The following is a 23,073-nucleotide window of genomic DNA, read 5'->3' on the forward strand; positions in this document are numbered from 1 at the left end:
AGCTTGGCCGGCGTTTGAGGGGTTCAGCCCGTGTTGCGCATTCCGGCGGCAATGCCGTTGATGGTGAGCATGGCTCCGCGCAGGAGTTCAGCGCGGTTGTAGCGCGTGCGCCCGGCGCGGGCTCCTTGGTGCTCTCGCAGGCGCTTGAGGAGAGAGACCTGAATAAAGCCCAAGGGCACAATCGAGCGGTTGCGCAACTGCACCGAGCGCTTCAAGTAGGGATCGTTCTCCAACAGTTCCCTGTGACCCGTAATCTGTAGCACCATTGTGCGCGTGCGGTACATTTCTTGGGCAATGCACTCAAACAGCTCCATCGCCCGCTGCAAACGTTCTGGAGAGCTCATCTCCCGCACGTAGTGACGCGCTATTTGCAGATCCACCTTGGCCAGAGTCATCTCCACTTTGGAGATCACCATGCGGAAGAAGGGCCACTCGCGGTAGAGGTGCTGCAGGTGGTTGAGGTTGTGCTCGCCCTTAGCCACGTATTCTTGTAGGGCGGTGCCGACCCCATACCAGGCCGGCAAGAGAAAGCGGCTCTGCGTCCAACTGAATACCCAAGGAATAGCCCGCAGGGATCCAATATCTTTCGAGCCACCGCTGCGGCGAGCAGGACGGGAGCTGATCTGCAGTTGGCCGATCTCTTCTATGGGGGTAACCTCATGGAAAAACTCCACAAAACCCTCCTGCTCGTAGACCAGGTTGCGGTACACCTGGCGGGAGCGCTCTGCCAAGGATTCCATCAAGCGCGACCACTCGTGCAGGTCGTTGGGGTAGGTGCGCAGCAGGCTGGCCTGGATCACAGCGCTGGTAACGGTTTCCAGGTTAAAAATGGCCAGATCTTGGAGGGAATACTTGGAAGCCAACACCTCTCCCTGCTCGGTAATCTTGATGCGGCCTCCCACGCTGCGCCCCGGCTGGGCCAAAATCGCCTCGTAGGCCGGCCCTCCCCCGCGCCCCACCGAGCCGCCCCGGCCATGGAAGATCTGCAGCTTCACACCATAGGACTCGGCCACCGTCTGCAGGCGTTGTTGGGCTTTGTAAATCTCCCAGTTGCTGCTTAGAAAGCCAGAATCCTTGTTGCTATCCGAGTAGCCCAGCATCACTTCCTGCAAGTTCCCCTGCTGAGCTAAGTACTGGCGGTAGAAAGGGATCTCCAACAACTGCCGCAGCACCTCTGGCGCTCGCTTTAGGTCTTCAACAGTCTCAAACAGCGGCACCACTGCCAGGGATCCGCGCCCGCTGATGGGATCGTAAAGGCCCACCTCCTTGGCCATCAACAAAACTTCCAGCAGATCGCTCAACTGGCGGCTCATGCTGATCACATAAGTTTGGCAGATGGCCAGGCCAAATTCCTGCTGCAGACGGCGCAGGGTGCGAAAGGTGGCGATCAGCTCCGCCGTTTTCTCGGAAAAAGGGCTCTCCAGGGGGATGAGGGGCCGACGGGTCTGCAGCTCCTGCAGAAGAAAAGCCGTTTTTTCCTCTTCCGTCATCTGGCTATAGGGCCGCGGCAAAATGCGCAAGTACTCAAAGATCTCGGTGAGAGCGGCCTCGTGGTAGCTGCTGTCTTGGCGGATATCCAGGTGGGCCAGGTGAAAGCCAAACACCTGCACCTGTTGGATGAGGTGATCCAACTGGCGGCAAGAAAGGCCACTGTTTTTCAAACTTTGCTGGATAAGCTGCAAGTCGGCCAGAAATTCTTCCGCATTGGCGTAGGCGTTGTCCACAGGGGGAGGGGCGGGCAGACAGGCGGAGTCGGCCAAGTTGCGGTTGCGCTCCCGCGTCAACTCCAGCCGCCGCTGCATATAACTGAGCTTGAGACGGTAGGGCTCTTGGCGATACTGCAGCGAAAACGATTCGTAAACCTCCGGCATGAGGCGGTGATCTTGCTCGAGGGCATCCAGCAGTTGGCTGTCCACATCCCCCCAGTGCAAAGAGACGCTCAGGGTTTTGGTGAGCGCCTTCACCGATTCGATGTACTTGCCCAAAATCAGGTTGCGCTGGTAGCGGGCCGTTTGCCAGGTAACATCGGCGGTGACGGAAGGATTGCCATCCCGATCCCCGCCCACCCACGAGCCGAAGTTGCAAAATCCTGCCGGCGGCGGCTCAACGCCGGGAAACGCTTTTTTCAAGCTGCGGCTGAGGTATTCGTGCAGCAGCGGGATAGCCTGAAACAAAACCTCTTCAAAATAGTGCAAGGTGTAATCGACTTCGTTCAGAACGGTCGGTTTGGACTGATGCAACTCGTCGGTGCGCCACCAAAGCAAAACCTCTTCCGCCATCTGTTCTTTCAACATCTGGGCCTGCAAAGGCTGAGTCTGTTCTGCCCAATCCAGTTGGCTGAGCAGGCGAGAGAAGGCCCGTTGCTTTTCCCGGATGGTGTGGCGGACGATCTCGGTGGGGTGGGCGGTGAACACCATGCGAATGTGCAACTGCTCCAGCAGTCGGCGCAGTAGGCCTGGCGGCACTCCTTGAGCCCGCAGGTAAGGGAACAACCGTTCAAATTTTTCGTTTTCCCGCACCGTGCGCTGCTGGCTGTCCACCATGCGCATGTCGGAGTCTTCGGCCCGTTCGTAGTGCTGTTCAACAATGTTGATCAACTGGAAAAACAGGGCAAAGGCGCGCGCCGTTTGAATGGTGGCATCGAGGCTGAGATGCTCGATAATTTGCAGCACCTCTGGGATCGGGTACTCCAGGGCTTGTCCTTCTGGGGAACACATGGAACGCAGCCGCCGCAACAGCTCCACCAGAGACTGCCCGCACTCCTGCAGGATTACGGCTTCCCAGAGTTCTTCCACCAGTTGCAGGCGACGGTTTAACAGGTTGTTCCTGTGGTTGAAGGCTTCGTTGATTTGGAGGGGATGGGCCAAGGGATCGCGTTCCCCAAGCAGGGCAGCCTCCTTCAGCCCGTTGGCAGAAGCCGCTGCCCACTCTGCAGCGGTCAGGTGGGGGGAAGAGGTCATGAAGGCAGCTCCTAGAACAACCATCCCAATATTAGAGCCTGTTTGTCGAAACCCAAGATGTAGCAGGTATCACGGTCAGGAGGTTGTGAATTGGCGGGGGCAACTTCTTGCCCGTATCTGGATCGATACCCACCTCTTGACGTCAGGTAGCCGAGCTAGAATTTAGAGCATCTATCGTAGCTTTTGACCGTCAACTGGCAGCTCTATAGCCAGCTTCAGCCCCCTGGACTGGACGCCCATTTTATGACCTCGGATCGGCAATGGATGGAGCGGTGTTTGTCCCTGGCCCGTTCCACATCGCAGCGCCCCTCTCCCAATCCGCGGGTGGCCTGCGTGATCCTGCAGGGGGAGCAGGTGGTGGGAGAAGGCGTTCATCCAGGGGCCGGCCAGCCCCACGCAGAGGTGTTGGCTCTGCAACAGGCGGGATCCCTGGCCAGGGGCGCCACCCTCTACGTCAACCTGGAGCCCTGTAACCACTATGGGCGTACCCCCCCCTGCACCGAGGCCATTCTGGCGGCTGGGATCCGGCGGGTGGTGGTGGGAATGCAGGATCCCAATCCCCTGGTGGCCGGCAAAGGGATCCGCCGCCTGCAGGAGGCCGGGGTTGAGGTAACAGTAGGGGTGCTGGAGCAGGAGTGCCAAGAATTGAACGAGGGCTTTGCCTTCGCCATTGTGCAGAAACGGTGTTTTGGCCTGCTGAAATACGCCATGACCCTAGACGGCAAGAGCGCCGCCGCCACCGGCCACAGCCAGTGGATTAGCAACCCCCTGGCGCGAGAGTGGGTTCACCGCCAGCGGGCCTGGCACGATGCAGTCATTGTGGGATCGAAAACTGTCTGGCACGATAACCCCCGCCTCACCTGCCGCCTGCCGGATTTTCAGGGATCCCAGCCCCTGCGGGTGGTTCTCAGCCGCTCTCTGAATCTGCCCCCGCTGGCGCACCTGTGGCAGGTGGAAGAAGCACCAACTTTGGTGATCACCGAAGCCTCAGAGACCCATTCCCTCTGGGGATCCCTGGCCAAGCAAGGGGTGGAGCTGCTGCACCTGGATCAAGTAACCCCGGCCCAGACAGCACAGGCCCTCTTCGAGCGAGGCTGTCTGAGCGCCCTCTGGGAATGCGGCGGCACCCTGGCCTGGGCAGCCCTCAAAGATGGGGCCATCCAGAAAGTGGCCGCCTTCATCGCTCCCAAGATCTTGGGCGGGGCCGACGCCCCAACCCCCGTAGGAGGAGAAGGGATCCCTGACGTTAACCAGAGCTGGCAACTGCTGGAGCCGCAACTGCAGACTGTGGGGGATAACTGGCTGATCACCGGGAAGATCCCCTCTTCTAGCCCCGATGACTAAGAGATCGATTGTTGACAAATTCGCGAGGGCTATCCGGAGGGTTTTAAGTGTCTGAACGAACAGACTGATATCTGTTCAATGTAAATGAATATACTGATCAGAAAAATACAGCATTCTTGCAAAGTAGGTTTCAGAATTGAGCTCAACTGTGCTATGCTGGCCGATATTCTAGGGGGTCATAAGGATCTTTCGGTAAGGTCAGCAAAATCAAGCTGTAGGGATCTGTCAAGATTCTCCTGAGGTGAACCTTGTGAAAGGTAATGACGAAGACTCTAGCTTCTTTGTCCAGTCGTTTTTCATTGCTTGCCCGGCGAGCTGATTGAGAACTTTCCCAGTACAAATCCTGGTAGGGAGGATCATCATGATGTTAAACCTTTTTGCCGGCCTGCTCTTTACCTCGCCTTACCTCAGCCTCTCAGGAAATGTCCTCATTGAAGGATTGGGGGAGTGGGTTTTCGCCGATCATCAAGTCCTGGAAGGGCTTACTCTAACCCTTCTTACACGGCCTGGAGAGAGCTTGTCCTCTTGGAGTGAAATGCTCTCCGTCATGGACATTCATGTCGAGGGATCGCCGCGCTTGGTGGCCAACCGCCTTCGGGATGACCTCTTGGCCAACTGTCTCCAAATGACTTGGGAGTTTCATTGGGAGGGCGAAGAAGATGTTCTCTACGAGTTCCGTAGCGCCGGCTGTCGTGGGCAGGCTGCCGGGATCCAAGAGCATGAGATTGGCCGCATCACCCAAGGCCCAGACGGCCCTGTGCGCATTGCCTACGCCACCAAGCCAGAGATGACACCCGAAATCCGGAGTCGCTGGCTCAACTTGCTGGGCAGCGAGGTGGGGACGGCTCGGGGCTTTCCCATCCAAAACCTTACGGGGGTCACCCGAAAGCCTTCTTCTCCAGCTCCAGAAGCCCCAACCGCAGAGCGGCAGATCGCCCGCTGGCTGCAGGAAGCAACCGATGCCCTGAAGCAGCAGGAAGATTTGCTGGCCGAGCTGGATCGTCTCGGTCAGGAAGCGCAAGCGGATGCCCGCGCCTACAGCCAGAAGGCCCCAAACGAGGCGGGGACAAGCGTGATCAGCCTGCACCGAGGTCGGGGGGACGGCAGCCCTGGCGAGGCCACAACCGAGTTCAAGACCACCGATACCCTAGTCTGGGCCATTTTGCCGGTGGGCAGCCTCCCTGCCAACGCCCAGGTGGAGATGCTTTGGTACTACGAGGGCGGAGAAGCCGGGGGCGAGCAACTGATCCGCAAGTTTGATTTTCCCTGGGATCCCTTGGCCGACACGGTGCAAGGCTTTCTCAGCTTCAGCCAACCCTACACCGGGCGCTACCGTGTCGAGGTTCAGGTCAACGGCGAGAAGATAGGAGTTGGCCGCTTCACAATTCGGTAGCCTTAGCTTGGCTCCCACTTCCAACTCTTTTCTCTCGGAGGGAGCCCAGCCTCTCTCTTAGAAGGAAGGGGGAGATAAGGCTTACAGAGAACAATTTTTGACTATAAATCCAGGCTTTTCCGGTAGGGCGATGTCCATCGCCATCTGCCTATTTTTCGCGCTGTGAAGACTATTGCGCTGAGAGTGAAAAGATAGCTCGACATTCTCTAGCGAGTTCTGATCACGGGCCTGGCTTTGAGGTTGTAGATAAAGCTGGTGCGGTACTGCAACAGCAAGTTGCGCAGGTAAAGGGGCAAGTTGCGTCGGTGGAGCAAGCGAGTTCTGCGGTAGAGCAGTGTGCGGCGACGGTTGATCGCCCGGCTGCGCTGTTGCAAAGAAGCTTGAAGAGAACGTTGAAGTGCCAGGGATCCGGGCACACGCCTCAACTTTGGCCGTAACACATCTCACCTCCAGGGCGACCATCGAAAATTAGCTCCAGTGTAGGGGATCGTCAGGAGAGCAGTCGCCAGCAGGTCAGCCTGTTCTGCCCAGCTTGCGGAGATCCTCGCTTCACTCCTCTCCAGATCTTGCAGCAACTGCCGGCCCAGAGGAGCCAGACGATACCGGTCGGTGATCTGCGATCTCGCCGGCGGGATCCCTTTTGTGCTCATGGCCCGCAACAAGGCCAACCGGAAAGGACTACAGATCCAGGCACTTCTGCACACCGACGCCGAGTCATCGAGCATGAGGGGCAACCAGGTTCTTTATATTCTTATTCAACTTTGCCAATGGCCGTTGGGCAGCAGACTTGTTACGATAGATTACGATATGTTGATCATCCTTGCTATTGTTGTCCTGTTGGGATTCTGGGCCCTGCGCCTGATGGAGCAGGCTTTTCAGAGTCAGGAGTTCTCGCGCATGTTGGCCGGGACACTGGTGGCCGTGGCTGCCGGTGGCGTCTTGACCTGTTACTTTCTCATGAGCGACACCCTACAGATGTTGTTTCATCTCCAGGCGCACTCCTCCTTTTCCCACTCTCAAGATCTGGATCTGCTTTCCGATCTGAGCTGGCTTGACTAGGCGAGGTGGGTGGATAGCCAGGCTTGAATGCTGCGGATCATCTGGTGGTTGGGGGCCAGCCAGCTTTGGTAAATCAACTGTCCAAAAGCATCGATGGGGCTGAATTCTTCCCCAACTGGGAAAGGGTAGCTAAAACCCAGCGGAGTTAGGTGATCCCCTTCCAAGTGTTGCCATTCTGTGTAACTTCGATACTTGCGGCAAAGCTGTTGGTAAAGCAGAGGAACATCGTCGATATCATCGTGGCGAAATTCCACGAGCAGGTTGTTGCTGACCGGATACTGCTCCTCGATTAAGCGATTGGTTTCTGCCGGAGAAGGCTCGAACTCCAACCACAGGTTCACAGGCGGCGAAGAGGATCCCATCCACATCCGCCACAGATCGGACAGTTGTTGTTGAGGCCAAGCTTGAGCCAACAGCCGCAGCAAGGGCAGAGCCCGATCCAGCCCGGCGTTGCTGTAGGCCAGGAAAATATTGCCTCGCCGCTGGGATCCCATGGCCAGACAAGAGAGGATCTGCAACTTACAGCCCAGGCTATGGCCCAAGCCAAACAGGGGTAGACCTAGCAAATTTTTGCTTTGCAGGCTTCTGTGCAAAGATTGGGCTGCATTGAGAGCCAGTTGAGCGTGATCGATATCGGTGCTGTAGGGGGTAGCCACAATGGCCATGCCCATGCGGGCCAGTTCTTCGAGCAGGCGGCTGTAGAACACTTGCGGGGCAGCTCCCACAAACGCTCCGCCCAGAAAGTGAATTACGGCACGGGGTTGAGCGGGCAGAAGAAACCAAGTGTGCCCATCTGTCTGCCAAGTCGGTGCCATGGTTTGCGACCTCACCTGCGATTTTGTTGGGGCTCTCCCCACAACCCGGCGCCCGGCAGTCCGATTTTGCCACTTCGCGCGCTTCCTCGCGTCCCGTTTGGCCAGCCCCTGGAACTCATGCTAATGGATATTCTGCCCAAACATGGGGATCCCCAGGCGGACTTCCGATGTAGCAAGCAAAGCTCCGTCCTGCCTCAGGTTGAAGTTCCAGCACGCCTAGGGTGGGGTGTCGTGGGGGATCGTGATGCAGACTTCGCAGTTGAAAATCGACGCCTGCCCGCCGAGCCACTAACCTGGTAGGGAGATAGGTAGAAGTCGGCTTTGATCCATCGGCGCGTTCTACAGCTTTGCATCGTCGGCTGGGCAATGCTTTTCGCCCTGGCAGTAGGGGGCAGAGCATCCCTGCCGGTTCTGCATCTTTTTGACATAGAGGCTCTCCAGGCCCAAGCCGGAGAACTGCCACAACCGGTACGCCTACGACTGCCCCCTGGCCTGGCCCGCTACACCTACGATAAGTCGGCGGGAGATTACTTCGAAGAAATCGAGCCGCTGCTGCCGGGTGGAGCTTACGCCCAGTGGGCCTTCTACCCCGTCCCTGTCTACATTCAGGGAGATCACCCCCAGTGGAAAACCTTTGTGGAGCAGGCGGTCAAGGAGTGGTCTGCTTACATCCCGATGCGGGTGGTGGCCAAAGAGGAAGAGGCCCTCTACGGGATGAGCATTTATCGCGTTCCCCCCCTCGGCGGCGGGGTAGTGGGGGCGGCCCGACCTGAGTTTTTCTTCGCCTCAAATGGAGCTTTGCAACAGCGGGTGCGCATTGTCATTGCCGAAGGCCAGGGGTTGGCAGAAGTGACGGCGGTGGCCCGGCACGAGATCGGCCATGGGCTGGGGCTGTGGGGCCATAGCCCCGACCCGCGGGATCTGATGTACGGCGGCCACCATGCGGCGGCTACCGGCAATCGCCGCCTGCTGCGGGTGCCCACCATCACCAAACGGGATCTCAATACCCTCAAGCGGGTTTATGAGCAGCCCACCCTCATGGGCCAGGTTTTCCCGGAGAGCTACCGCCGCCTGTTCGGCCAGCTTCTGCCAGAAAGAACTTTTGGGATGGCCGACAGCTAGAGCCGCAGCAGTTGCGGCGCCCCCTTGAGCGCCATAGCCAGGAGAAAAAACAGCAACTGGGTGGCCACAATGCTGGGGCCGGAGGGCAGGTTGAAGGCAGCCGAGAGGAGGATCCCCAACACCGCACTCAAGCCCCCCAAGCCCATGGCCAGCAACACATACGTTGTAAAGTTGGATCCCAAAAGCCGCGCCGTCGAAGCAGGGATCACCACAAAAGCGCTCACCAATAGCACCCCTACCGAGCGGATCGACAGGGCCACCACCAAAGCCAGCAGCACCACAAAGGCCAACCGCTGCCAGCCCCCCTCTACCCCCCGCGCCCGCGCCAGCGACTCATCCAGGGTGAGCAGCATCTGGGCAGGCAAGGTCAGCCCAATATACCCCAGGGCCAAGAGCAGGAGCAGGCCGCTCATCCACAAGGCCGGCAGACTGATGCCGAGAATATCCCCAAATAGCAACTGGTTAAGGTTGCCGCGGTAGCCAGGGATCAGGCTGAGGCCAATGATGGCCAGGGCCAAGGAGGAGGAGTAGATGATGTTTAGCACCGCATCTGCCGAGAGCTGGGTGCGTTCCAGGATAAAGGTCACGCCCAAGGCAAACACCACCCCAAACACCATCAGCACCGCCGTGGGATCCAGCCCCAGGGCCACTCCCAGGACAATACCCAGCAGCGCCGAATGCCCCAAGGCATCACTAAAAAACGCCAACTGCCGAAAGATGGCAAAACTGCCCAAAAGCCCCCCCGTCACCCCCGTCAGGATGCCGCCTAGGAGAGCCCGCTGCATGAAGGGCAGCTGCAGCCATTCCACCACCTGCGCCCAGGTCTCCGGCATTGCCCCTCCTCAGTGGTGGTGGATGTAGCGGGCAAACGCGGGGCCGTAGACGCGGCTGAGCATCTCCGGCGCCAGGGCCGCTTCAGGGGATCCCTGGCAAATCAGGGAGCGGTTGAGACACAACACGCGGTCACAGTAGCGGGACACCATCTCCAGGTCGTGGGAGACCTGCAGGATGGCCCAGCCCAGGGAGCGGCGCAGCTCTTCCAATAGCCGATAGAATTCCCCTTCGCTGAGGCTATCTAGACCAGCGGGGGCCTCGTCCAGCACCAGCAGCCGCCGCGGCCAGACTAGACAATAGGCCAACAACACCCGTTTGAGCTCGCCGCCGCTCAGTTGACCCAGGGGCTTAGAGGCCAGGTGCAGAGCCTCGGCCCGTTGCAAGGCTTTCTGGACGGCCTCCTGCCGAGCAGCTCGCTGCTGCCAGGGCCAGCGGGGCCTAAGGGATCCCCAGCCCAGGGCAACAAACTCCGCCACCGTCAGGGGAATGGCGGGGTTGAAGTGCAAGCGCTGCGGCACATAGGCAAGCTGCTGCCGCACTTTCTGGGGCAAGTACCCCGACAGACGCAGCGGCTCCCCTAGGATGTAAACCGAGCCACACTGCCGCGGCAGGATGCCCAAGATGGCCTGCACCAAGGTGCTCTTGCCGGCGCCGTTGGGGCCAACAATGGCCGTGTGGGATCCCGCCGCCAGCTCAAACGAGACATTCTGCACCGCCAACTGGGATCCCCGATAGACCGTCAGCCCCTCCACCCGCAGGACAACCTCGTCAGAATGGAAGCTCATCGCCCCCTTGCCAGCAGGTGCTCGAGAGCAGCCTGACCCACCAAGGGCAACTGCAGGGGAACCCAGGCCTTCTCTTTCTCGAAGGCGGAGACCAGGTTTTCCACGTTCTGCCGCAGGATGGTTAGGTAGTACTCCGGCTCGATCCCCTCTGGGCCAGCCGTTTCCAAGGGATCGAATACGCGGACTTGTACCCCCAGATCCCGGGCCAAGACCTCAAAGGGGTTGTCCTTCCCCACTTGTGGCTCCACCAGGATTGTCTTTAGGCCCGACTGCCGCACCGTCTCCATCACCCGCCGCACATCCTCAGGGGAGGGGCTGGCTTCCGGGATCTCCACCAGGAACTCCGCTTTGAGGTTGTAGCGCTCGGCAAAGTAAGGGGCAAGGTCGTGGAAGACCACAAAGCTCCTGCCGGCGAAGGGAGCTAATTTCTGCTCGATTTCTTTATCCAAAGCTTCCAGTTGCTCGATAAAGGCAGCGGCATTGGCGCGGTAAGTCTCTGCCCCTTCTGGATCGACAGCAATGAGGCCATCGCGGATGTTTTCCACCTGCTGAATGGCCCGCCTGGGATCCAGCCAGATGTGGGGGTTCAACTCGCCGTGGCTGTGCCCATAAGAGTGTCCATGACTGTGGCCGTGACCATGAGAATGGCCATGGCCGTGGGAATGCCCATGCTCTGGCTCCTGGGTCTGCAAAGTCGGGATCCCTTGGCTGCTGTCAATGGTTTGTAATTTGGGATTGCCGGCGCTGGCGATCAATCCTTCCAAAAAGGTCTCCATTCCCAACCCGTTGATCACCAGCACATCCGCCTGGGACAGCAGGCGCGCATCCTCGGGTCGAGCCTGAAAGTCGTGGGGCCCCATCTGGGGAGGGATCAGGGGTTTCACCTCGGCCCGCTCCCCGGCCACGGCGCGGGTAAATTGCGTTATCGGCAGGATTGTGGTCACCACCTGCGGAGGGGTGGATCCCCGTTGGGCCCGGGACTCTTCTTGGCGCATCTGTAAGCCACCCAGGATCCCGACCGAGAGGGCCGCCACCAGCGAGACCAGCGATCGCACGGGTCGGGCCGAACGCAGAGAGTTATTAGCCATGAGTCCTAATACCTCACAAGACGACAGAGACAGCAGCGTCGGAAGCGCCTGACTCCTGGAAAGCCAAGGCCCGCTGCTGCAGCAATGAGAACATGCTCACCAGGCCGTTGGAGCGGGAAGGGCTAAGGCTGAAATTGAGGCCCATCTCCCGCACAAACTCCAGGGAAACCCCCAAAATTTCCTCTGGCGCTAGGCCGCTCAACCCCTCCACCAAAATGGCCACCAAGCCCTTGACCAACTGGGCATCGGCATCTCCCTGGATGTAGACCTTGCCGTTCCTCAAGTCGGTGGCCAGCCACACCCGCGAAGCACAACCCCGCACGAGATTCTCCTCTGTTCGCTGGGAATCGGGGAAAGGGGGCAGGCGCTTGGCATAGGCCAGCAGCAGCTCGTACTTCTGACGAGAAGTTCTGGCCTTTTGAAAGCGACCCACAATCTGCCGCAGAGCTTCGGGCATCAACCCACTTGCCTGAATGAGAATGATAATCAAAAGTCATCGTAGCACGCCGCCTCAGAGCCTGCCGAGGAGAAGCACTAGGTGTGGCGATGGGGGGATCCCTATATAGCTTGGCTGGCGCGCACAATGGGGCCGGCATTGGTCAGGGTCCAGCGCAGTGCTTCTTGGTTAATCTGTTCGGCAGCGGCGCCGTCGTGGGCAGCGATGGCCTTCAGGAGCCGGCGGTGAAACTCCAGCGACTCCTGCATCTTGCCTTCCACGTGGTAGGCCAGCCGCAGGTAGCGCTCGGCGTGCTCGCGCAGATTCCGGATTCGCTGGATCAGCTGTTCCCGACCGGTGATGGCGTAACATCGCAGACGAAAGTGCCACTCTTGGCGCAGATAGGTCCACAAATCCTCGTCCTCGGCCAGCGTGGCAATGGCAGCCAGGAGTTGTTGCAGCTCACCCACGTCCGAGGGCGTAGCTCGCTCCGCAGCCAGACGCGCCGCCAGCCCTTCCAGCCCGATGCGCATGGCATAGAGCTCTTCAAATTCCTCCCAACTGAGGGGCACCACCCGCACCCCATAGTTGGGAACAAACTCAACCAGGTGTTCCTGGCTCAACATGCGCAGAGCCTCGCGGACAGGGGTACGGCTGACGCCGAAAAGAGAGGCCAACTGCTCCTGGCGCAGCCACTCGCCCGGCTGCAGCTTGCTGCTCAAGATCATCTCCCGCAGCTTGCTGTACACCACCTCTTGCGGCCTTTGCCCGCCCTTGGCCGGTCGGAGTTTGAGCTTGCCTTGAGCCAGCAGGTCGGCTGATTTGGCCCAACGCCTACCAGGCCGCCCTTTGGCTGGGGTGCCGTCGTTTCCTGTAGCCATCTGTGCTCCTGCTGGTTGATCCCTGGTGAGCGCGCAGGCTTGCTATTGGAAAGTGGCTGAACAAAGTTAGGAGAGGCTGTAAGGTTATGCACTATCCGGCAGGGATCCCGCGGCCTGCTTCAACTCTGGAAAGCATACGACAAAAGCGGGGGGAGTTGAAGTTGGCTGCCGGCAAAGGTGGGATCCCCTAGTGGCGGTGGCAAGGCCGGCCAATGACAGAGAGGACGCGGCCTGGCTTGGCCCGAACGGGGTAGCTTTGCCCCAGGATAACCGGTCGGTCGTGCAGAAGCGTGACTTTGCCTGCGCCTATCAATTCCCCGGCGATCTTAAAGACATCGCCTCCGAACTCAACGGCTGTGGGCACGAACTGCCCTGCCTCCATCGATTGGCCAACTTCGGGCAAAAGCTCCAGATCCCCGCTGCGAACTGCTACCTGCACCACCTGGCCATCGCACTGCCAGGGAATGTTCGCCTCTACTCCGGGGGCAAGGCGTACGCGGCCAGGTCCAAGACGTTGGGCAGAAAACACCGCTGCCCCCCCGAAAAACTGAGCCACAAAAGCGCTGGCCGGGGCTTGCCAGAGCTCCTGGGGCGTCCCGAATTGCTCCAGCTTGCCCGCCTGCAGCACCGCCACCCGGTCGGCAATGGCCAGGGCCTCTTCTTGGTCGTGGGTAACAAACAGGGTGGTGACCCCACTGGCCCGCAACAGGGCTTGCAGGTCGGCCCGGATGGCCGCCCGCAGTTGCGGATCCAAAGCCGCCAGCGGCTCGTCCAGCAACAGCACCCGCGGCGACACGGCCAGAGCCCGGGCAATGGCCACCCGCTGCCGCTGACCCCCAGAAAGCTGGGTAACTGGACGATCGGCCAGCTCGGCAATGCGGCAGAGCTCCAGCATCTCGGTGACCCTCCGGCAGATGACAGGCCTGGGGATCCGCCGCATGCGCAATCCAAAAGCCACGTTGTCGCGAACGTTGAGATGCTCGAACAGGGCATAGCTTTGGGGCACCCAGCCCACCAAGCGCTTCTCTGGCCCCAGGGAGCTTGTGTCGGCGCCGTCGATGAGAAGGCGGCCTTCGGCGGGGATCAGCAGGCCGGCCACCAAGCGCAGCAGAGTGCTTTTGCCACAGCCGCTGGGGCCAACCAACACCACAATTTCTCCCGCCGGCACCTGCAGGCTAATGTCTTCGACCACTAGGCGTCCGGGGATGTAGGCGTAGGCAATCCGGTCAAAGACGACAGAAGCAGGGGTGGTCATGCTTGTCCTACCTTGCTACCGCCCAGTCGCTCGATGGCAATGGCAGCGGGCACGACGAAGAGAAGAAAAAGGGCAGTCATGGCCGCTGCCACCTCCACCCGATTGGTGATATAGGCAGAATACAGCTCGATGGGCAACGTTTTGTTGAGAGGGGTGAAGAGAAAGAAAGAGACGTTGAACTCTCCCATGGAGAGGGTGAAGACCAGGAGCAAAGCGGCCAACAGGGCGCTGCGGATCGAGGGGAGCGTTACATGCCATAAGCGTTGCAGGAAAGTGGCGCCCAGGGTGCGGGCCACCGCCTCTCGCTCCAGCAATGCCCCTTGGGCCAGAGCCGGCACCAGCGTGGCCACCAGAAACGGCAACGTGTAGATCACCTGGCCGAGCAGGAGAAGGATCCCGCTGGCGCGAGCTGCCGGGTAGGCCAGGATCAAGGCCAGGGCAATGGCGATGCCGGGAATGGCCAGCGGCAGATTGATCAGGGCCATCAGAACCTGCCGACCCACAAAGCGCCGCCGCGCTATTAGCCAAGCTGCCGGCAGGCCGACGGCCAGGTTGATCCCCAGCACAAGGCCCGCCAGCCGCAGGCTGAAAAAAGCATAGGGTCGCACCGTTTCCCATCCCTCCTGCAGCCACTTGCCGGTGATCCCGCCGGCCCAAACCCCCAGCGGCCAGTTGGCTGTGGTAGCCACCAGCAGCAGCAAGGGCAGGGGCGCCAGGCACAAGATCGCCGCCGCCCAGGTAAACCCCCGCCCAATGGCCAGGACGGGATCCCCTTGCGACCGGGGAAACAAGGGCTTCATGGCCGCGGCCCCCTAGATGATCCCGCTGCGGGGCGCTGGGGCTGCAGGGCCTGCTCGGCAACCTGGCCCAGGCCCACCAGAATGGCTGTGGTGAGCAAGGTCAGGACAATGCTCAAGCTGGCAGCCCGTCCCGGCTGAAAGCTTTCTGTGAAGGAAGCAGCGATCTCCAGCGGCAAGACGCGAAAGCCACGGCTGAGGGTGGCCGCCGTGCCAAAAGCCCCAAAGGCAGTGGCCAAGCTGACGCTGGCAGCGCCGAGCAAAGCCGGCAGGAGCGCCGGCAACAGCACGTGCAAGTACACCTGCAAAGGTGTCGCTCCCAACGTACGGCTCACCTCGATCACCTCCTGAGGAAGGGCAGCCACCGCCCCCCGCAACACCAACACAACCCGCGGGATCTGAAAGTACAGATACCCCAGCAGCATGCCCCCAAAGGTGTAAGCCAAGCTCAGTTGCCGCTCGCCCGTCAGCAGCAAAAAAAGCTGGGGCACCAGGCCCGTCCTCCCAAAAAACAGGATGACGAAGAACCCGATGACAATCCCCGGCAGGCTAAGAGGAATGCTCAAGGCCACAGCCAGGGCATGGCGGTGGGGATCGGCGGAGCGCTCGATGTAGATGGCTACGGGAAAGCACAGGATCAAAGCCAGCAGCGTAGAGGCAAGAGCAATCCAGATGCTGTTGAGCAAGGCGCGGCGATAGGCAGCCGAGGTAACCACCGCCCCGTAGTTCTCCAGCGTCAGGCTCCCGCCGTTCTCTTCCAGCAAGCTCTGGCGCAGCAGCACAACCAGCGGGATCAACAGCCCCAGCGCGTAGAGGAGAACAAGCGGTGCAGCCAGCCACCGCGGCCCCATCGCCGCCAACCTCAAAGGAGAGCGAAGTCCCGTGCCTGGGATCACCGCATGACCTCAGCTTTCCAGCGTTCGTTAAATTGCTCTTGCACGGCGCGCATTTGCGCGAAATCGGGCACAGTCACTTTTACATAGGCGCTGTCCGGAAGCATCTTGGCGGCAATACCGGGATCCACACTCACCTGCCGCACGGGCCGCAGGTAGCTCTTGGCAAACAAAGCCTGCCCCTCGTTCGAGAGGGTGAAGTCGATTAACTGCTTACCCCCTTGCAGGTTGGGCGCCCCTTTGACCAGGCCGATGACATAGGGGATGGCCAGGGATCCCTCGCAGGGGATGACGACTTCAACGGGGGCGTTTTCGTTGTTTTTGAGCTGGTAGCCGTTGAAATCGGCGTCGATCAAAATGGGGATCTCGCCCTGTTGAACCAGGGCAGTGGCCGTCTGGGCCGGCAGCTGCAGGTCATTGGCCTTGAGCTGAGCCAGGTATTGGATGCCGGGATCCCAGTTCTCCAGCGTGCCTCCCAGGGCCAGGTTGGCAGCCGTGGCCACCGAATACCCGATGGCCGCCTGGGTGGGATCCAGAAAACCGACCTTGCCCTTGTACTCGTTCTTCGTCAGGTCAGCCCAGCACTGGGGCATGGGAGTGTTGCCCAGCACCTTGGTGTTGACCAAGAAGGCTACCGCCCCCTGATGGATCGTCATCCAGCGGCCCTCGGGATCCTTGAGCCCTGCCGGGATCTCCTCGAATCCCGCCGGCTTGTAGGGCTCCAGCAACCCGGCTTCGGCAGCCTGAATGCCGAACACAATGCCAAAGTAGGCCGTATCCGCCTGGGGAGCCGCGGCTTCCGCCTTGAGGGCAGCCAGGGTTTGGCCGGAGTTTTTGGGATCCGAAGGAGCTTGCAGGCCGGTTTTAGCAGAGAAAGTTTTGAGCACCTCGCCCCAGTTGGCCCATTTCTCCGGGCTGTTGTAGGCCACCACCAAGGCAGCGCGCCCGCCAGCCGGCGCCCCCGTCACCGGAGGAGCCGAGGTGACCACTGCCCACGTGGTCAACAAAGCGGCGATGGGGAGACCGATCAGAGGAAGCTCAGCCAGCTTTTTCATGGGACGACCTCCTTGCGCGAATAAGTGTATGCGCTTATTAGCAGGCTACACGGCCAAATTTAAGTTGACGTTAAGAGCCGGCCCCATCTCTACAGGGCTCTTCAAGAGAAAGGGAATCCTGAGAAACAGGAAGGGAGATCTTTCCGTGTCGCTACCGCGCCGAGCGGTAGCCGCCCCTTACTCCCCTGGGCGAGAGGACTAGTTGCCAAAGCTGGCTGGCGCGGGCCTTGAAGCTGCCGGCGCTCATCAGCAGGTAAAGCCGCCACATGCGGCGAAAGCGCTCGTCGTAGCGACCAGCCAGTTGGGGCCATGCCCGCTCAAAATTGGTGTGCCAAGCTTTTAGGGTGGCCACGTAGTTGATCCCAAAGTTGTGCCAGTCTTCCAGAACAAATAGGCCCTCGAAAGCCGCTGTTATCTGACGAGGCGAGGGGAGCATCGAGTTGGGAAAAATGTAGCGCTCAATCCACGGATCCCGCCCTTGGTAAGCAACGTTGGCGCCGATGGTGTGGAGAAGAAACAAGCCATCCTCTTTGAGAAGGCGACGGACTACCTGCATAAATGTTCGGTAGTTGCGGTAGCCCACATGCTCAAACATGCCAACAGAAAGGATCCGATCAAACTTTCCCTGCGTCTGGCGATAGTCTTCCAGCCGAATCTCCACCGGTAGGCCGCGGCAGCGTTCGCTGGCCAGCTTGGCCTGCTCTTGCGAGACGGTGATGCCCACCACCTGCACCCCATAGCGTTCGGCCAGGTACTGTGCCGTGCCTCCCCAACCACAGCCGATGTCGAGCACGCGCATGCCGGGCTGGAGATCTAGCTTGCGGGCAATGAGATCCAGCTTGGCTTCCTGGGCTTCGTCGAGGGTTTGTGCCCCCCCATCCCAATAAGCACAGCTATAGATCTGGCGGCGATCCAGCATGGCCTCGTAGAGGTCATGGCCAAGGTCGTAGTGGCGCTGGCCAACCACAAACGCTCCCTTACCCCGCTGGCGGTTGATGAGGCGACTGTCCAAGGCAAGCAGGAGCCGAACCGGCCAGCCCACTTGCTCCACTGCCTGACCGGTGAGGAGACGACAAACCAACTCGTCAATAGCCTCGCAATCCCACCACCCCTCCAGGTAGGCCTCGCCAAAGCCCAGGGATCCATAGAGCAGGCAGCGCAGGTAGAGCCGCTCGTCGCGGACTTGCAGATCCCAGGGCCGCGAGCCATTGACGGCTATATCGGCAGCACTCAAGAGCCTAAGCCCATATCGGCGGGCCAGCCAATGCCAGATGCTAAGGCTTTTCCTCATCTCCAGGAACCCCTTGCTGTAGGCAAGCCTGGTGAGCGCAACCAGCAATGTATTGCTCAGCTATTAAACCGCAGCTTCTTCATCCTGTCACTTGGCAGCAGCTCAGGACATTTCTGCCTATCGGCTTCTAGCTTCTGTTGTTGGTGCCAAAGTCAGGGATACAGCACCAGAGGGAAAACTTATTTTGATAAGAGCTTTACTGGCGGGATGGTGTGGGTTTTGCCCAAACACGCCGTACATTCCAGCAGGTGCCAACTCTAGAAAAGGATGGCTTTAAAGTTAAACTTTTTCCGGAATCGAGTGCAATTGGATTACAAGTGCGAGGAAATAAATTCTATACCTACAAGCACCATACACCTGACTATAACTGACCCTATTCGAGAAAGTGCAGGCATTGCTGCAGGGCGCGCTGCACCGAGCCCAGGTAGCCCTCTCCGAACAAGTTGAGATGGTTGAGCCAGTGGTAGAGCTGGTAGAGAGGCTTGCGGTGGGGATACCCCTCGTTCAAGGGATAGGCCTGCTGATAAGCCTGATAGAACGCCGGCGGAAAACCGCCGAACAGCTCTGTCATCGCCAGATCTGTCTCCCGATCCCCGTAGTAGACGGCTGGGTCGAAGATCACGGGGGATCCATCGGCCAAGGCCCCGTAGTTGCCCCCCCACAGATCTCCATGTAGCAGAGCGGGTTCCGGCCTATAGTCCTGAAAAAACGCTTCCAGCTTCGCCATCACCCGTTCGGCTTGGGCCACCCACGAGCCGCGGTATCCCCGTTGGCAGGCCAGCTTGACTTGGTAGAGCAGCCGCTGTTCCCGATAAAAGTCCGGCCAGTTTGGCCGCCAACTGTTGATTTGCGGCGTGGAGCCGATGGTATTGTCGCGATCCCAGCCATAGCTCCCGTTGGGAGACAAGGTGCGATGCAACTGGGCCAACTGGGATCCCAAGAGACTGGCCGTGTGGGGACGGGGCGAGGTTAGCTCCAAGTACTCCAGCACCAAGTAGGCTTGGCTTCCTACGGATCCCCAAACAATGGGTCGAGGCACCCGAATGGCGTGGGCAGCCGCCAGGGTTTGCAAGCCCGCCGCTTCTGCCGCAAACATCTCCAGCGCCCTCTCTCCCCCACGGGCCAATTTGACGAAGTAGTCTCTCGACCCTTCTGTAAGAGGGTTTTGGGGAGCGCAGGAAAACCGATAGGTGGCGTTGATGCTGCCCCCGCCCACAGGACGATACTGCAGGGGCTGGATGGGATCCCCTGTCGCTTGCGAAAGGTGCTGGGCAATGGCTTGCCAAAGAGTTTGCATCAACAGCAAAAGTTAGTTGTTGGGGGAAAACAGGTACTTAATTGACATATTCTCCATAGCTTGCCTCAGACTCTCCGCCACAGCCCATCCGTTGCTGACCAGGACGCCGTTCGCCTGCTCTCATTTTGATCTTGAATTGATCTTGAAACTGATTTTTCTCCTTGCCTAGTGCCTGCTGGGCCAATGTCGGGTAGAGTTGGCGATAGCCATCCTGATGTCGGTTAACGCTTATGAATAGCCCGAACCCGGATCGCGATCCCGCCTTTTCACCCCGCGCTCAGCAGGGCAGTCTGGGTTGGAGCCTTGGCTTGTTTTTCGGATCCCTGGCTTGGGCAGGATGGACAAGTCAACCGCCAACTTGGGCTCAACCGGTCGAGCAGCAACCGCAAGAGGAAGTCTTTGTGCTGGAGCGCAACATCGATCCTGGGGCGCAAATCCGGGTGCGTAACGAGCTGGTCAAGATCTGTGGCGACTATCGCTGCGAAGGCTATCGCTTTGCGGTGCGGGTGCCGATTGGCCCTGAAGATACTCTGGAAACTCTGCTGGGGCGGCTGGATGCTGAGATGCGGCGGGAGGTGGATCGGGTGTTTCAAACTCGGCCCGATCTCAATCGGGTCATCGTCGATGGCTATGTCTTTTCGGGAACTCCCGCTTTTGTTGGCCGAGAAGTGCTGTTGCAAACGATGTTTGTTCCCCGTCACCGTTGGCAAGTGGGTCGCTTGGGGCCAGAGCAAGACGCGATTTTCTACGCCGAGCTGCTGCCCCAGGTGACGCCTTTTCTCACTCCATCCCCAACCCCCACGCCCGCACCTGGGCCTGTACCCGGAGAGGCTGTGCCCCCTCTGCCCCCAGCTCCTGTGGCAACGCCTACCCCTGAAGAAACCCCAGCCGCTCCACCGCCGCCGGGGGGTGTGATCGAACGGCAGCCCATTCGGCCTTGAGGGGGTTGCTCGCTTTAAATGCCCTCTAGGGATCCCACCATTTTTGCCCTCAGTCTGTTGCCGTTGGAGCTGGGGTGGGGTTGAGTCCTGGGTCGCCGTGATCTAGGCTTCAAAATTAGGAGGGATCCCCTCGGTTGATGGCTTGACTGGATCGGTGTCGGCGGCATGGCAGGACACAGCAAATGGGCCAACATTAAACGGCAAAAGGCCCGTGTAGATGCCAAAAAGGGCAGCCTATTTACCAAACTTTCGCGGGCCATTATCGTGGCGGCTCGCAGCGGCTTGCCAGATCCGGATGGGAATTTTCAGTTGCGGGCGGCGGTGGAGAAAGCCAAAGCGGCGGGGATGCCCAGCGAGAACATCGAACGGGCCATCGCCAAGGGAGCCGGCAACTGGAGCGATGACAGCCCCCTGGAAGAAGTTCGCTACGAGGGCTATGGCCCCGGCGGGGTAGCGGTGTTGATCGAGGCGATGACCGACAACCGCAACCGCACGGCTGCCGAGGTGCGAGAAGCTTTCAACAAAACCGGCGGCAGCTTGGGAGAAGCCGGCTGTGTGAGCTGGATGTTCCGACAGCGAGGGGTGATCAGCCTGGAGAACGTGGCGGATCCCGAAGCCCTGTTGCTGGCGGTGGCAGAAGCAGGGGGCGATGACCTCAAGGTGGAGGGAACCAGCGCAGAAGTATACTGCGACTACTCCTTGCTCGAGCAGGTGGCCACGTATCTGAAAAAAGAGGGCTGCCAAGTGCAAGATGCCGCCATCCGCTGGATCCCATCCAATGAGGTTCAGGTGGGGGATCCCGACACCGCCAAGCTGGTGCTCACCTTGATGGAACGTCTGGATAGCCTGGACGATGTGCAAAATGTCTACGCCAATTTCGAGATCGACGAGGCGGTGATGGAAAGTTTGGCCTGAGGACACCCTTCTATTGAAGCGACAGGAAACTCTCATCAGAGCTGCATTGCCGGCCACACCTACAAACAAAACGTTTCTCTAAGTCGTTATTGCTACACAACGCTCTAACTCCCCTCTCCCTGAGGGAGAGGGGTCGGGGGTGAGGGGCTGGGGGTGAGGGCAACATCGCTATTGGGTAACTGACCTTGTGCTAAATGGACTACAAATTGATCCCTCACCCTGCCCTCTCCCAGAGGGAGAGGGTTCTGAGTCTTCTCCCCCTCGCCCCTTGGGAGAGGGGCTGGGGGTGAGGGTCATCCCTCAGAGAGAGGGGCTGGTGGCAAAGTGTCTTAAATCTTATTTGAAACGACCATACCCCCAGAACTTCAGCGGAGCTTAATGGCAGTGCCGGTGGCGGTGATGAGCAGCAGCACGCCGGTTTGATCGATGTTGATGGTGTCGGTGTTGATGGCGATGCCGATGACGCCATCTGCCCCCAGGCGTTTGGCTCGCCGCTCCAGCTCTTCTATGGCTTCTTTTTGGCCTTGCTCGAAGACGCGCTCGTAGGCTCCCGTGCGCCCGCCAATAATATCGCGGATGCCGGCAAAGAAATCTCGCAAGGCATTGCTGCCGTAGACCACCTCGGCGGTGACGATGCCCAGGTAGCGCTCGATCTCCACACCTTGCAGCACATCTGTGGTTGTCAGCAACATCAGCCTGCCCCCTTGGTCAACGCCTACCAGGATAGTCGGGATCGTCAACCTTCAGATCCCTCCCGATGGCCTTTGCCACGTGGTGGGGTATTGTTAACGGGATCCCCGGCCAAACCGGCGGCTGATACAATAGCTGCCCAAGAGTCAAAGACTTCTGCTTTGCCGACAGGATTCTCCCCCAAACCCGATGGCAGGCCCAATCCGAGTGGTGGGTAGTTTGAACATGGATTTGGTGGTGCAGGTGCCCCGCCATCCCGGCCCTGGCGAAACGGTGCTGGGATCCGACTACGCCACCTACCCTGGCGGCAAGGGGGCCAATCAGGCGGTGGCAGCGGCACGAGCAGGAGCCCAAGTGGAGATGTGGGGGGCGGTGGGATCGGATGGGTTTGGCCGCCTGCTGAGAGAGAACCTGGAGCAAAACGGCGTCGATACCCGTCACCTGAGGCAGTTGGAAGGGCCCAGCGGCGTGGCTCTCATCACCGTGGATGCAAGCGGGCAAAACCGGATCGTGGTCAGCCCTGGCGCCAATGGTCGCTATTTGCCAGCGCATTTGCCTCCCTTTACCCCGGTGGCTCTGCTTCTGCTGCAACTGGAAATTCCTCTGCCCACCGTGCAGGCTGCAGCAGAACAAGCCTTTGCCCAGGGGATCCCCATTTTGCTCAATCCTGCGCCCATCGCACCCTTGCCGGGATCCCTGTTGCGCCAGGTTCGCTACCTGGTGCTCAACGAAATCGAAGCCGCCGACCTTGCCCAGTCTCCTGTGGAAACGCCGGAACAAGCTCAAAAGGTGGCTCAAGAATTGCAGAAGCAGGGGATCCCAACCGTCATCCTCACCTTGGGAGGGGCAGGGTTCGTTTGGGCCGATGGGGAAGAAAGGGGCCATTGGCCGGCCCATCCCGTAGAGGTGGTGGATACCACTGCTGCCGGAGATGGTTTTTGTGGGGCGTTGGCCGCTTGTCTGGCTGCCGGGGGATCCCTGAGGGAAGCCTTGCGCTTTGCCAATGCTGCCGCTGCTTTGGCCGTAACCCGCGCGGGAGCCCAACCCAGCTTGCCTCGGCGCCCTGAAATCGAGGCGTTTTTGGCCTCTGCCCCAGAAACGGCCTAGACCAGCGCTAGCACCCGACCACAGCCGGTAACAGGATCCCTTGGGTACTGCTCAAGAGAACCTTGTCTTCCCGCGTAGGTGTGGGTTAGGAGATGAACAGACAGAAAACAGCCGG

At 59.8% G+C, this 23,073-nt stretch carries 22 protein-coding genes; 7 read left to right on the forward strand and 15 right to left on the reverse strand.

Translation table 11 applies throughout. The annotated features are described in order from the left end of the window. Nucleotides 1–23 precede the first annotated feature (23 nt). Nucleotides 24–2,960 carry a phosphoenolpyruvate carboxylase gene (gene ppc, locus NW858_RS07295; protein ID WP_414520201.1) on the reverse strand — a complete coding sequence of 979 codons (2,937 nt, stop codon included), beginning with the start codon at nucleotides 2,958–2,960 and terminating at the stop codon, nucleotides 24–26. Nucleotides 2,961–3,203: 243 nt separating this feature from the next. On the opposite strand from ppc, the gene ribD reads away from it, so the two are divergent. Both ribD and NW858_RS07305 read left to right on the forward strand, forming a co-directional pair. Further along, nucleotides 3,204–4,304: a bifunctional diaminohydroxyphosphoribosylaminopyrimidine deaminase/5-amino-6-(5-phosphoribosylamino)uracil reductase RibD gene (ribD, locus tag NW858_RS07300; RefSeq protein ID WP_414520213.1), complete on the forward strand. Its 1,101-nt coding sequence runs from the start codon at nucleotides 3,204–3,206 to the stop codon at nucleotides 4,302–4,304. Between the two features lie 361 nt (nucleotides 4,305–4,665). Next, on the forward strand, nucleotides 4,666–5,697 hold the full coding sequence (locus tag NW858_RS07305) for a hypothetical protein (RefSeq protein ID WP_414520202.1): 1,032 nt from the start codon (nucleotides 4,666–4,668) through the stop codon (nucleotides 5,695–5,697). A 206-nt stretch (nucleotides 5,698–5,903) separates the two neighbouring features. Here the strand turns inward: NW858_RS07305 and NW858_RS07310 are convergent, their stop codons facing one another. After that, a complete protein-coding gene (locus NW858_RS07310) occupies nucleotides 5,904–6,137 on the reverse strand; it encodes a hypothetical protein (RefSeq protein ID WP_414337264.1) in 234 nt (77 codons plus the stop codon). 208 nt (nucleotides 6,138–6,345) lie between these two features. Here NW858_RS07310 and NW858_RS07315 point away from each other — a divergent pair, with 208 nt between their 5' ends. Continuing rightward, nucleotides 6,346–6,756: a hypothetical protein gene (locus tag NW858_RS07315; RefSeq protein ID WP_414349167.1), complete on the forward strand. Its 411-nt coding sequence runs from the start codon at nucleotides 6,346–6,348 to the stop codon at nucleotides 6,754–6,756. On the opposite strand, the gene NW858_RS07320 is transcribed toward NW858_RS07315, so the two are convergent. Continuing rightward, a complete protein-coding gene (locus tag NW858_RS07320; protein ID WP_414335863.1) occupies nucleotides 6,753–7,571 on the reverse strand; it encodes a DUF1350 family protein in 819 nt (272 codons plus the stop codon). The two genes, NW858_RS07315 and NW858_RS07320, sit on opposite strands and share 4 nt — an antisense overlap. A gap of 366 nt (nucleotides 7,572–7,937) precedes the next feature. On the opposite strand from NW858_RS07320, the gene NW858_RS07325 reads away from it, so the two are divergent. Further along, nucleotides 7,938–8,693: a hypothetical protein gene (locus tag NW858_RS07325; RefSeq protein ID WP_414520203.1), complete on the forward strand. Its 756-nt coding sequence runs from the start codon at nucleotides 7,938–7,940 to the stop codon at nucleotides 8,691–8,693. Here the strand turns inward: NW858_RS07325 and NW858_RS07330 are convergent. From NW858_RS07330 to NW858_RS07380, 11 genes are all read right to left on the reverse strand, one after another. Beyond that, nucleotides 8,690–9,526: a metal ABC transporter permease gene (locus NW858_RS07330; protein WP_414520204.1), complete on the reverse strand. Its 837-nt coding sequence runs from the start codon at nucleotides 9,524–9,526 to the stop codon at nucleotides 8,690–8,692. The genes NW858_RS07325 and NW858_RS07330 overlap by 4 nt on opposite strands. Nucleotides 9,527–9,535: 9 nt before the next feature. Beyond that, nucleotides 9,536–10,312, reverse strand: a complete 777-nt coding sequence (locus tag NW858_RS07335; protein ID WP_414349117.1) for a metal ABC transporter ATP-binding protein — start codon at nucleotides 10,310–10,312, stop codon at nucleotides 9,536–9,538. Continuing rightward, nucleotides 10,309–11,400: a metal ABC transporter solute-binding protein, Zn/Mn family gene (locus tag NW858_RS07340; protein WP_414520205.1), complete on the reverse strand. Its 1,092-nt coding sequence runs from the start codon at nucleotides 11,398–11,400 to the stop codon at nucleotides 10,309–10,311. The genes NW858_RS07335 and NW858_RS07340 overlap by 4 nt, the downstream gene beginning before the upstream one ends. 13 nt (nucleotides 11,401–11,413) lie before the next feature. Then, nucleotides 11,414–11,857 (reverse strand): SufE family protein, encoded by a 444-nt coding sequence (locus NW858_RS07345; protein WP_414426959.1) that lies wholly within the window; start codon nucleotides 11,855–11,857, stop codon nucleotides 11,414–11,416. A gap of 101 nt (nucleotides 11,858–11,958) precedes the next feature. Continuing rightward, nucleotides 11,959–12,717, reverse strand: a complete 759-nt coding sequence (locus tag NW858_RS07350) for a GntR family transcriptional regulator (RefSeq protein ID WP_414368853.1) — start codon at nucleotides 12,715–12,717, stop codon at nucleotides 11,959–11,961. A 187-nt stretch (nucleotides 12,718–12,904) separates the two neighbouring features. Beyond that, nucleotides 12,905–13,972, reverse strand: coding sequence for an ABC transporter ATP-binding protein (locus tag NW858_RS07355; protein ID WP_414337269.1), 1,068 nt, complete (start codon nucleotides 13,970–13,972; stop codon nucleotides 12,905–12,907). Beyond that, on the reverse strand, nucleotides 13,969–14,772 hold the full coding sequence (locus NW858_RS07360) for an ABC transporter permease (RefSeq protein WP_414520206.1): 804 nt from the start codon (nucleotides 14,770–14,772) through the stop codon (nucleotides 13,969–13,971). Before NW858_RS07360 ends, NW858_RS07355 begins: the two co-directional genes overlap by 4 nt. Continuing rightward, nucleotides 14,769–15,620, reverse strand: coding sequence for an ABC transporter permease (locus NW858_RS07365; protein ID WP_414337271.1), 852 nt, complete (start codon nucleotides 15,618–15,620; stop codon nucleotides 14,769–14,771). Before NW858_RS07365 ends, NW858_RS07360 begins: the two co-directional genes overlap by 4 nt. Before the next feature lie 41 nt (nucleotides 15,621–15,661). Beyond that, nucleotides 15,662–16,717, reverse strand: coding sequence for an extracellular solute-binding protein (locus tag NW858_RS07370; RefSeq protein ID WP_414520207.1), 1,056 nt, complete (start codon nucleotides 16,715–16,717; stop codon nucleotides 15,662–15,664). A 151-nt stretch (nucleotides 16,718–16,868) separates the two neighbouring features. Next, nucleotides 16,869–18,008, reverse strand: coding sequence for a cyclopropane fatty acyl phospholipid synthase (gene cfa, locus NW858_RS07375; protein ID WP_414520208.1), 1,140 nt, complete (start codon nucleotides 18,006–18,008; stop codon nucleotides 16,869–16,871). Between the two features lie 373 nt (nucleotides 18,009–18,381). After that, entirely contained in the window at nucleotides 18,382–19,305 is a 924-nt protein-coding gene (locus NW858_RS07380; RefSeq protein ID WP_414520209.1) for a fructosamine kinase family protein, read from the reverse strand. A 230-nt stretch (nucleotides 19,306–19,535) separates the two neighbouring features. On the opposite strand from NW858_RS07380, the gene NW858_RS07385 reads away from it, so the two are divergent. Beyond that, the gene (locus NW858_RS07385; RefSeq protein WP_414336111.1) at nucleotides 19,536–20,246 is read left to right on the forward strand and encodes a hypothetical protein; all 711 of its coding nucleotides are present in this window, start codon (nucleotides 19,536–19,538) and stop codon (nucleotides 20,244–20,246) included. A gap of 165 nt (nucleotides 20,247–20,411) precedes the next feature. Continuing rightward, the gene (locus NW858_RS07390; protein WP_414336113.1) at nucleotides 20,412–21,161 is read left to right on the forward strand and encodes a YebC/PmpR family DNA-binding transcriptional regulator; all 750 of its coding nucleotides are present in this window, start codon (nucleotides 20,412–20,414) and stop codon (nucleotides 21,159–21,161) included. A gap of 365 nt (nucleotides 21,162–21,526) precedes the next feature. On the opposite strand, the gene NW858_RS07395 is transcribed toward NW858_RS07390, so the two are convergent. Further along, the gene (locus NW858_RS07395; RefSeq protein ID WP_414368823.1) at nucleotides 21,527–21,853 is read right to left on the reverse strand and encodes a YbjQ family protein; all 327 of its coding nucleotides are present in this window, start codon (nucleotides 21,851–21,853) and stop codon (nucleotides 21,527–21,529) included. 187 nt (nucleotides 21,854–22,040) lie between these two features. Here NW858_RS07395 and rbsK point away from each other — a divergent pair, with 187 nt between their 5' ends. Further along, nucleotides 22,041–22,958, forward strand: a complete 918-nt coding sequence (gene rbsK, locus NW858_RS07400; protein ID WP_414336016.1) for a ribokinase — start codon at nucleotides 22,041–22,043, stop codon at nucleotides 22,956–22,958. The last annotated feature ends 115 nt before the right edge of the window (nucleotides 22,959–23,073 follow it).

Source organism: Synechococcus sp. H55.10, assembly GCF_047502715.1.
Classification (GTDB): Bacteria; Cyanobacteriota; Cyanobacteriia; order Thermostichales; family Thermostichaceae; genus Thermostichus.